This is a genomic window from Pseudoalteromonas sp. MMG013 (assembly GCF_018100885.1).
GTDB lineage: Bacteria > Pseudomonadota > Gammaproteobacteria > Enterobacterales > Alteromonadaceae > Pseudoalteromonas > Pseudoalteromonas aurantia.
Genome location: NZ_JAGJEE010000009.1, coordinates 58,601 through 68,392 on the forward strand (window position 1 = coordinate 58,601; position 9,792 = coordinate 68,392).

At 39.9% G+C, this 9,792-nt stretch carries 7 protein-coding genes and 1 pseudogene; 4 read left to right on the plus strand and 4 right to left on the minus strand.

Annotated features, from left to right (window positions below; translation table 11 throughout):
* Nucleotides 1-22 precede the first annotated feature (22 nt).
* Nucleotides 23-1,273 (plus strand): 5-aminolevulinate synthase, encoded by a 1,251-nt coding sequence (hemA, locus tag J8L98_RS10915; protein ID WP_210996433.1) that lies wholly within the window; start codon nt 23-25, stop codon nt 1,271-1,273.
* Complete coding sequence (locus J8L98_RS10920) at nt 1,274-1,453, plus strand: MbtH family NRPS accessory protein (RefSeq protein WP_210996434.1); 180 nt, start codon at nt 1,274-1,276, stop codon at nt 1,451-1,453.
* 126 nt (nt 1,454-1,579) lie between these two features.
* Here J8L98_RS10920 and J8L98_RS24850 read toward each other — a convergent pair.
* A pseudogene (locus J8L98_RS24850) lies at nt 1,580-1,851 on the minus strand (transposase); the annotation flags it as partial.
* 496 nt (nt 1,852-2,347) lie between these two features.
* On the opposite strand from J8L98_RS24850, the gene J8L98_RS10935 reads away from it, so the two are divergent.
* Both J8L98_RS10935 and J8L98_RS10940 read left to right on the plus strand, forming a co-directional pair.
* Nucleotides 2,348-2,497 (plus strand): hypothetical protein, encoded by a 150-nt coding sequence (locus J8L98_RS10935; protein WP_210996435.1) that lies wholly within the window; start codon nt 2,348-2,350, stop codon nt 2,495-2,497.
* 635 nt (nt 2,498-3,132) lie between these two features.
* Nucleotides 3,133-4,149: a site-specific integrase gene (locus J8L98_RS10940; protein WP_210996436.1), complete on the plus strand. Its 1,017-nt coding sequence runs from the start codon at nt 3,133-3,135 to the stop codon at nt 4,147-4,149.
* 124 nt (nt 4,150-4,273) lie between these two features.
* Here the strand turns inward: J8L98_RS10940 and J8L98_RS10945 are convergent, their stop codons facing one another.
* Genes J8L98_RS10945 through J8L98_RS10955 form a run of 3 tightly spaced genes read right to left on the minus strand, consistent with a single transcriptional unit; the run spans nt 4,274 to nt 9,719 of the window.
* On the minus strand, nt 4,274-5,527 hold the full coding sequence (locus J8L98_RS10945; RefSeq protein ID WP_210996437.1) for an efflux RND transporter periplasmic adaptor subunit: 1,254 nt from the start codon (nt 5,525-5,527) through the stop codon (nt 4,274-4,276).
* A gap of 46 nt (nt 5,528-5,573) precedes the next feature.
* The gene (locus J8L98_RS10950; RefSeq protein ID WP_210996438.1) at nt 5,574-7,253 is read right to left on the minus strand and encodes a cyclic peptide export ABC transporter; all 1,680 of its coding nucleotides are present in this window, start codon (nt 7,251-7,253) and stop codon (nt 5,574-5,576) included.
* A 24-nt stretch (nt 7,254-7,277) separates the two neighbouring features.
* Nucleotides 7,278-9,719, minus strand: coding sequence for a penicillin acylase family protein (locus J8L98_RS10955; protein ID WP_210996439.1), 2,442 nt, complete (start codon nt 9,717-9,719; stop codon nt 7,278-7,280).
* Nucleotides 9,720-9,792 lie beyond the last annotated feature (73 nt).

The window sequence follows — 9,792 nt, forward strand, 5'->3', positions numbered from 1 at the left end:
ATAAGGTAAGGAGACGTTGAATATGTCGTTTTATGACGAGTCACTAAAGCACCAGTTGGAAGAGTTAAAGCAGAACTCAAACTATAGACACTTTATTGAATTGAGCAAAGAGTCTGACCACTTTCCACACGCGATAACTGCTCAAGAACATATCCCAGAGAATGTCATGGTATGCTGTAGTTTAGATTATTTGGGTATGGGTCATCACCCTAAAGTTGTATCCGCTGCAATAGAAACTGTGAAGAAAGCAGGTGTAAGCTCTGGCGGGTCGAGGAATCTAAGTGGTACTTGCTATCAGCATGTTGAGTTAGAAAAAGAGCTGGCCGACTTTCACCAACGTGACTCTGCACTTGTTTTGAATTCTGGTTATCTGGCAAATCAGGTAGCAGTATCAGTATTAGGTAGTCGCTTTGAAGATTGTATTATTTTCTCAGATGAGCTGAATCATGCATCAATCATTGAAGGTGTTAGAGCATCTCGCTCTGATAAAGTGATTTATAAGCACAATGATGTCTCTGACTTAGAGCTTAAATTAAGCGCTGTTGAACATGAGCGACCAAAGATAGTTATTTTTGAATCCATCTATTCAATGGAAGGTGATATAGCCCCTGTACGAGAACTGCTAATTTGTGCAAAGAAGTATGGCGCTTTGACCATCTTAAATGAAGTTCATGCAATCGGAATTTTTGGTGAAGGTGGACGTGGTATAGCCAATGATATTGAGTCACAATATCAACCCGATTTAATCATTGGTAGTTTATCAAAGGGAATTGGTGCTTTTGGTGGCTATTTGACTGGCTCTAAAACACTTGTTGATAGTATTCGAAGCTTCGGATACGGTTTGATTTTTACAAGTTCATTACCGCCATCAGTGTGTGCTGCCGCATTAGCTAGCATTAGGCATATAAGAAGTAGTAATGAAGAGCGAGAAAGGTTGCTTAGTAATGCTGCGTTTCTTACACAGCGATTGAACGAAGAAAACTTGCGTGTCATGCCATCGGATACGCACATTGTCCCTGTGATTGTCGGCAATAGTAAATTATGTAACGCAATTAGCAAGCGTTTGTTGAGTGAGTTTGGTATATATGCCGTGGCAGTTAACTTCCCTACAGTTCCTTGGGGAACTGAGCGGCTTAGGTTAGTGGCAACCGCAAGGCATACCAAAGAAATGATAGAGGAACTAGTCGCTGCATTGAAAATTTGTTTCGCTGAAGCAAGTTTAGGCTATAGTGAAGCGCTACATTCTGAAGATTTACAGTTAGGGGAAGCATAAATGTTTGATGTAGTTATTAATTCTGAACAGCAATACTCTATATGGCCTGCACATAAAGAATTGCCAATAGGCTGGAAAAAGGCTGGAATCAATGGCACTGAAACGGAGTGTCTCGCATACATCAAAGAAAATTGGGTGGATATGCGACCACTTAGTCTACGTCAAGTGTTAGATAGCTAACACAGAGCAATTAATCTTTCGGTACTTTTGGCTTTTTCATTTCAATGAATTAATAGCTAAAAGTACACACACCTTTTGATATATACATTTTTCATTATACCTCAGTAAGCGTGCAGCGAATCACACCTAGAGATTAACCTTCCAGGGCTGTAAGCCGTCAATATCGGCCAGTTCGTTGAGGCAGTGCATCACGTAGTCGAATGGCGTCAGGCCGTTTTCTCTGGCTGTTTCGATTAGGCTTTAGAGGATTGTGCTACTCTAGACGCCGCTTGTGGTGCCAGTTCTTACGGCCTATTGAGAGCGGTTTGATGGCGCGCTCGGCTCGATTGTTGTCTATCATCTAGGTAGCGAATGAGCTTCGGCCACTGCCTTAACGTGTAATGGACTGCTTCACCTAGCTTAAATTTTTTGGTGTTCTAAAACCGCTGTTATGATCATACGTTAGAATCATAACTGAGCGGCTTATCGGCAATCACCGATAAGCCAGATAAGAGCCATTGCCACTGCTCAGCATGTTGCTAAGATATTTCACACCTTCTCGCTTTTATCGTCTTAAGCTCATGTGCGATTTTACATCAGCTTTAAGTATATCCACCGCATTGTGGTGAGATTTTACCTTTTCTGGGAGTAGCTAATACCGGCAACCGGACAATATTTAACTATTACGTAGTGTCATTAAGAGTATTATAAAGCATATAGCGTGCTGTTATTATTCTCTCACTAACTCCTTTATCGAAGAAGCATGATTGCGTACTTTGACTCGTACAATTAAACAACTAATAGAATGTATCTTCAGCCTGAAGCCATGCATTTTTGCGACGAGGTCAAAGAAGGGGGTTATGAAAAGCAAGTTAAAACATCAACAGGAGAAATGATGGCTCCCATAAGAAGGGTGTGCCTTTTAGACTGAATAGCACAACAGACAGAGTAATAGATGTAACTTTACTTGCACATCTTGATAGATTGAATGCACCAACAGCGGGTCAATTTGCTTTACAAATGGTTGAAGGAGTTAATAAAGTCAGCTTTATCACCAGTCAATAATAGGTAAAGGGTTTAGAGACCAATGGTAGTTGTTATAGCCATAATATGCTTAAGTCGAGCGACGGGATAATACAAGGAAGTTACCGCAAAGAGAAATGTAAGGGCGTGGCCATCATTAGGCCCATAATGTATTACCGATTGTTACTTCTTTTGTATCCTATCAGTGAAGGAGGAAGAACATTACTGTGCAGCTACACCAAAATATCCGATAATATATCTTATGTTAAGTTGACTGTTAGTGTGGATTCCAATACAAATACCCTCATTCAATGGCGATTTTTTATATTTTCACTAATGTGAAAGTGAGTTAGTAAAATTTAGTTCTACCATTCAGAATGAACATTTCGAGGAAATGTGCGCGGATATCCCTTCATCGGCTAGGTGTGGTTTAGATGACGCTGACATATGCTTGACGTGAAAACTAGCGTTATTATGAGTAATATAATGTTTGTAACGTGAAATAATCTTGAATTTAACATAAAACAATTACCACCATAAATAAACATTTATGGTGGTAATTGTTTTAACTTCCCGTTATATTTAGTTTGGGTATTAGTTTGCGCGTTACTCCTTCACATTGTTTTTGCTAAGCGCACCTGTCGGTTCATCTCGCTCATTTTCTGTGGAGTTTTATTATGCGTGACCGGTTATCACATTTGTTGAAAATTTCAGCATCAAAAACATCAGGTAGTCAGTTGGCTGTTCAGCAGCAAGTAGTCATGACTGATTTGATAGTCCAAGATGACGATTGCCCTATGTACGCATACATAAACGGGTTAAGTAGTGATACTTCAAAAGCCACAGCACGTAGAGTGTTGATGGCCATATGTAAAAGCATTGGGTTTGAATCAATCTATAATATTGATTGGGCAAAAATTAATAAAAATGATATAAATCAAATGCTTTACATTTGGAAAATGAAAAACCTCTCGCCCGATACCGTGTCGCTGTATTGTTCGGTCATTAAAAGTGTGATGAAAGAAACGTTTCTACTAGAGAAAATTACGACATTGCAATATGAATCAATTAAGAGCATCAAAAAGCCCCAAGGTTCTAGAATTAAGCAACATCATATCCTAGCAATGGAAAATTTTACGCAATTGCTCGGATTAATAGAGAGTTTTGAACAACCAATGATAACAACGGTGCGGGATCAAGCCATTATTCATATTTTGGTTGGGGCTGGGTTACGTCGCTTTGAGGTGGTAGGCTTACGGTGTGAGGATATTGACCATGAGAATAAACGGATTAAATTTATCGGAAAAGGAAACAAAGAGCGAGTTGTAAAGTTGCACGACCTGACCTATCATGCTTTGAATGATTGGCTAAAACTTCACCCTACGGGTATAGGCTCGCTATTTATTCGCCTCACAAAAAGTGGTCGTATTTACTACAAAATGTCCGATATTCAGGGGCTATCTGGACATGCTATCTATGATGTGTGTAAAAAATATGGTTTGCTTAGTGGAGTGAAGCCGACCCCTCCGCATTCTCTACGCCGTTCATATGCGACCTGGCTCTACACGAATGGAGCTGACTTAAAGCACATTTCGTTGTTATTAGGACATGCTTCTATTAAAACAACGGAGCGTTACATTCAAACAACACAGTCACAAATTGATGACACGGTCACTGAAAACTTGTTCAAATGAGCACTATTTTTCTAATATGATGTATTGAAAAAAAATTAAATCAGAAGGTTAAAATCTGATTGGTCATGATAAAAAACAGCTTAACTCCCCCGACATTGAAATATACAACTCGGGGGATAAAGCGTTACCTTGTGATTGTAACTCGTTCTACATCCTGCATAGAGGCGTAGTTTGATGTGACGACTCTCTCGCCCTCTTTTAAACCTTCTAGTACTTCTACAACAGAAGTATTTCTGCGGCCAAGTCTAATTTCGCGCTTAATTGCGTGTTCTCCAGATTCATCCAGAACGAATGCCCAGTTCCCGCCAGTTGTTTTTAGGAACCCGCCATTTGTTAGCAGTAATGACTCACTTTTTTGGCCTAAAGATAGAGCGAGCTGGATTGTTTGACCACGTCTAACCCCCTCTGGAGCTCCACCAACGATGGTTAGATCGACTTCAAACATCCCATTCTTTACTTCCGGGTAGATGCTTTCAATGACCGACTCATACTCTTCTCCATTGAGCTTGAAAGAAGCCGTCTGACCTACTCTTACTCTGTTAATATAGAATTCATCGATCTGGGCAACTATTTTACTGGCTCCCATCTCATCTATTTGTCCAAGCCTTTCACCTTTACTTTTACTTTCACCAATTTCAACCGAAAATGATGTTAAATGACCGGCAACAGGCGCTTTAATTAAAAGGTTACTCAAGCTCTTTGTTGATATTGCTAGATTGCTTTCTAGCTTTCGTATCTGATCTTCTATTTGGACGATCCTTTTTTCCCTAATGGTTTCTTCCAGTTCTTGCTTGGCAAATAGGTTAGCGAGTAGGTCCTTGCGGTATTGAAGTTCATCTAATATCGCTTGGTATTGATGATCAGAAACTAAAGCATCGTCTGCCAGCACTTGATAGCGCTTTTTATCGAGTTTTAGTGTTTTGATACGGTATTTAATATCAATGATTTCTTTTTCTGTCACTAATTTTTTTGTTTCCAAATTATTGGCGATATTACTTAAGTTATTCAACTGTTCGGTAATAGACGTGTTGTTTCTAGAAACATTCAAATATAAATCCGAGTTTTGTAACTTAAGGATCGGTTGACCTTTTTTTATCATAGTACCGTTGTCAACATAGATTTCTTCAACAACACCACCTGCAACGGCATCTAGAAAAACCGTACTGGCAGGCTCGATTTCCCCTCTTACGGGCACTACATCCTCAAAAACTCCTTGTTTAACAGTAGAAATAATGACTTGTTCTTTTTTAACTTTATAAGTGCTAATCGCTGCATCGCTTACACCAACATAAAATAGATATATGGCACAAAGCGACACGGCCGCGATGATGCCATATTTTAAATTGAACTTACTTTTCTTTTCTATTATTCGATCCATAATTTAAATCTATAAAACCTTAATAATCATTGTTGATAGTTATTATCTATGCGTATTTTTTAGTAGATAGGTTATGACTTCTTTCTATTTTAGAAATGCTCCCTTCTTCCATGATGATCAACTGATCACAATAGCTATAATATCTATCGTCGTGAGTAATGGCTACAATTGCTTTACCTTTTTCTTTCAATTCAGGCAATAACTGTTTATAAAATACATCTTTGTAGTGTGGATCTTGGTCTGCAGCCCATTCATCAAATAAATACAGGTCTGTATCGTCTAGGTAGGCCACTATCAGTGCTAATCTTCTCTTTTGCCCATCGGATAAGGAAAGTGTTGAAAAAACGCCATTCTTAAATTCGACTTTACCTTCAAGGTCAAACAGTTTTAGATAGTTATTCACTTTTTCTTCAGCTTCTTTATCTTTAATACCGTATAGGCGTTCAAACAAAAAATAATCTGAGTAAATGGCAGTAATATACTGACGCGCCGAGTTCATATTCTCTAAGTTAATTTGCGTTTCACCAAAATAAACTGAGCCATTACTCGGTAGGTAATGATGCGTAATCAGTTTACTTAGCGTTGACTTGCCAGAGCCATTACCACCAACAATGAAAGTGATCTCACCCTTTTTAATTGAGAAATCAACAGGTCCCAATGCAAAGCTGCTGTTAGCATGTTCATAACATACTCCTTTGAAAGAGATGTCGTGCCAGTTAGCCAGCGCTTGAACATGAGGGTTAGCGTTTTCTAGCGGAATATCTTTGAGTAACTTTTCTACCTTTCTAATTGACACACCCGCTAGGGTTATTTGCGGTAATAGGTTTAACAGCAGACCAATTGGGCCTGCAATATAGAGCAATGCCATGATGACACCAATCAGCTCCTGAGTGGATATTGTGTGATAATTAATAAAAATAAAACTCACCGCACCGATAACAAAAAAGCTGATTAAGTCTCCATAGTTTGCAGCTAGCTTCAGTGCGGTATTTGCCTTTTTATCTAGAGCGACGACATCTTTCTCCCACTTTAACAGCTCTTCATTTAGGAAAGCTTCGCGCTTAGCTTTATTCAGTTTTAGCTCTTTAATGCCAAAAATCAATCCGTGCATGGATTTTTGCAGATTGTCTACACACTTTCTAGAGCGGTCGAAGTATCGTTTGCCAATGAGCACGGGTATTTGATACGTAATTGCACCGAAGAAAATACATTTAATAACAAATACAAAGGCATTGTTGCTTAAGTACAGTAAAAAGGCGAGCATGCCAATCATAGTGACACCACTAATCAGTATGTCAGGGATCACCCGAGCCCCTTGTACAATGCGTGGTACATCCGTTGTTAAGGTGGCGATAAGCCTCGCCTCACCAATGGATTCAACATTATTTAACGGAGCGTTTATAATTCGCTGGTAAACTTTCTGCCGTAAGTTCGATGTAATGTCCATTGAGATCCGAGATAGGATGACTTGGGATAAGCTTCTCGATATGAGTATAAATAGGCTGATACAGAAAAACAGCTGAGCAATGGGATAGTTGCTCACTTCTAAACCAAAAAACATATCAATATCGCTTTCAGCCGATTGTAATAAAGTCGATTCGGCTTCTAATGTAGTGAGCACTAGCGGAATAAGTAACGCATAACTTGCGCCCGCAAGTCCACCTAATAACATAGATAAAAAGACTCTGTTCGGCGCATAATTAGTGAAAATAGAAAATAGTTTCAAGAGGTAACCTTTTGCTTATTTTTATTATTGCTTTTGTTTATTTACAGCTTTCAACACAAGTGTCTTTTCAGGGGATGTGTTGTGAGTAAACGAAGTAAATTCTACATCTCGGAATTTCAACAGCATATCGTCATAATGTGGGCTTATCACATTACCCGATTGGCCGGTCGAGTTCATAAAGTAGTGTTCAGTGTTTGCCTTATTGAGCATGAAAATCTGCCGGAAACTCGCTCCTAACGTTTGAAGGTACCCCTTAGACTGTTCGAAATGGGAAATGGCAACATTGATTGAGTCACTAGAGCCGCCATTTGGAATCTGCCTGCTAAAAATCAATTCTAAGAACTTAGACTCATTTAAGGGAAAGTGGCCGTATGAAGCACTATTCACATGACCCCATTGCCAATCACCCATGTCGCTTCCTTTAAGTTTACTCAAGCGTTTAAGAGTGCCGTCTAATGCGTTAGATAACATATCGTGGCAATTCTCTAACGCATTGGTAGACACATCATCACACCACGTTAGTTGTTCTGACACTAGGACATGGTGTAAACGCTCCAATGTCACCTGGTTGGCAAGCCCTTTCAAGAAATTCTCTTCGGTCGGGTTTCCCCAACTATTCGCTAATTCATCATGAAATATTTCAGCGCGTAACAGCTCCATCCACACGATGAAAATAGTGGCAGCTTGGCTATCACTGCTCATGTCCGCATTCCACTTTGCCATAAAATCTAAAGCTTGTTGCTGGCGCTCGTTACGCGGTTTAAATTCTTTTAGATATTCCAATATTGCACGACTTGGCAAATTGATTGTGTCAGCTTGCATCTTGGCGATATCTTCAAACGATAAATTACCATTTGAGCTGACTATTTTATTTTTTAATAACTGCTCGATACGATCAGCTCGGCCAGGTGGAGCCCAATCTTGAGAGATGTAATAAGGGTAATTTGGCACATCAATCTTGTTGTTTGCGTTAATAATATAGCCCTTTTCTGGGTTATATATTTGTGGCCACTCAGCAGCGGGCACATAACCTTCCCATTCATGCTGATTGCTCCAGCCTGGTTGTGGTAAAGCGCTTTCACCTCCTTTGCGCATTGGGATTGCTCCCACACCAAGGTATCCTATGTTTCCACTGGTATCTGCATAAAACATGTTTAGGTTGGGTGATATCATGTCGCTCAGTGCAGCTTTATATTCGTGCCAATTAGTTGCGTAGTTAAGGGCGAAAAACGCATTGTATGTAGTGTCTTGATCCTCAAGCGCGGTCCATTTTAGTGCAATCGGTTGATCAGAAACACGAAATATATCACTGATAATAGGACCGTTTTGGCTTTCCCTCACTTCTATCTCAACTGGTTTGATAGGCTTGCGTAAATGGTGTGGAAAGTCAGCGCGCACTGATATGGTTTCTTTTCTAGTGGTAAACTCTAGCCATTTCTCATCAAAGCGGTAGATGCTTTTGTTTGTGTGATGTGGACGTTCTATGAATAAGTCTTGGTTGTCGGTCATCATTGCGGTACCACCCCACGCAATATCATTGTTCTTGCCAAAAACTATAATGGGTAATCCAACCAGGGTCATACCGGTTGCTGCAAGTGTATCTCCCTTTAAGCTCGCAGCAAACCATAAGGATGGCGTTTGTAAGCCAAGGTGAGGGTCATTAGCTAAAATAGTGTGCGCACCCTTCGTATGCTGCGGGCCTACCACCCAAGCATTACTGCCTGAGTACTCCAGTCCTATACGTAAATCCCGTTCAATGTCAGTTTGTAATTGCGCAATGTCATGCAGCCCATTAACGCTGCTTTTACTCAATGTCAGTTCTGTCTTTGCAACATGAGGTATGATGCTCTTTAACATTTCATCATCTAGTAATTGATGTGCTAAGAGCGTCGAAATCTCTTTTCGAAAGTTGCCACTTAAGTTAAGTGCAAACAACTTGATCCATGCAATTGAGTCTTTGGCTACCCATAAACTAGGGGTCACATCAAGAATGTGAAATTCAGCTGGGAGTTTTGGATTGCTATTAATCCAAGCATTGATACCGGACACATAAGAATCTAACGACGCTTTGGCTTGAGGGGTCAATGAGGCTATTGCTTTTTCAGCGCTGGCACTTAACCCTAACGTTCTAAACCAAATATCCCTTTGCAGATATTCTTTGCCAAGCACTTCACTCAAGCGCCCCTGCGTCATACGCTTTTGCATCTCCAACTGCCACATGCGCTCCTTTGCATGGATATAACCTAAGCTGAAAAATACGTCTTGGTCACTGGTAGCCTCAATGTACGGTACACCATAATCGTCACGTGTAATTTTTACTTGCGCATTCAACCCTTCAACATTCAGTGTGCCTGTTTCTTCAGGCAGGGTTTCTTGTAAGTATCCCCATACAAAAGTGAATAGCATGGCGATAGGTAGTAGGACTATTAAAAAAAGCCTCAAAAACATCGGGTGTTTATTAAGCATAATCTCATCTTGAATTAGTATTAAATAATTATTAATGGATTTATATCAAATGCATAGCGCCATTAATTTCTGT

Bases quoted from the DNA above. Each gene is read 5' to 3' on its own strand.
- hemA (WP_210996433.1), top strand. From the start codon at position 23: ATGTCGTTTTATGACGAGTCACTAAAGCACCAGTTGGAAGAGTTAAAG.
- J8L98_RS10920 (WP_210996434.1), top strand. From the start codon at position 1,274: ATGTTTGATGTAGTTATTAATTCTGAACAGCAATACTCTATATGGCCT.
- J8L98_RS10940 (WP_210996436.1), top strand. From the start codon at position 3,133: ATGCGTGACCGGTTATCACATTTGTTGAAAATTTCAGCATCAAAAACA.
- J8L98_RS10945 (WP_210996437.1), bottom strand. From the start codon at position 5,527: ATGGATCGAATAATAGAAAAGAAAAGTAAGTTCAATTTAAAATATGGC.
- J8L98_RS10955 (WP_210996439.1), bottom strand. From the start codon at position 9,719: ATGCTTAATAAACACCCGATGTTTTTGAGGCTTTTTTTAATAGTCCTA.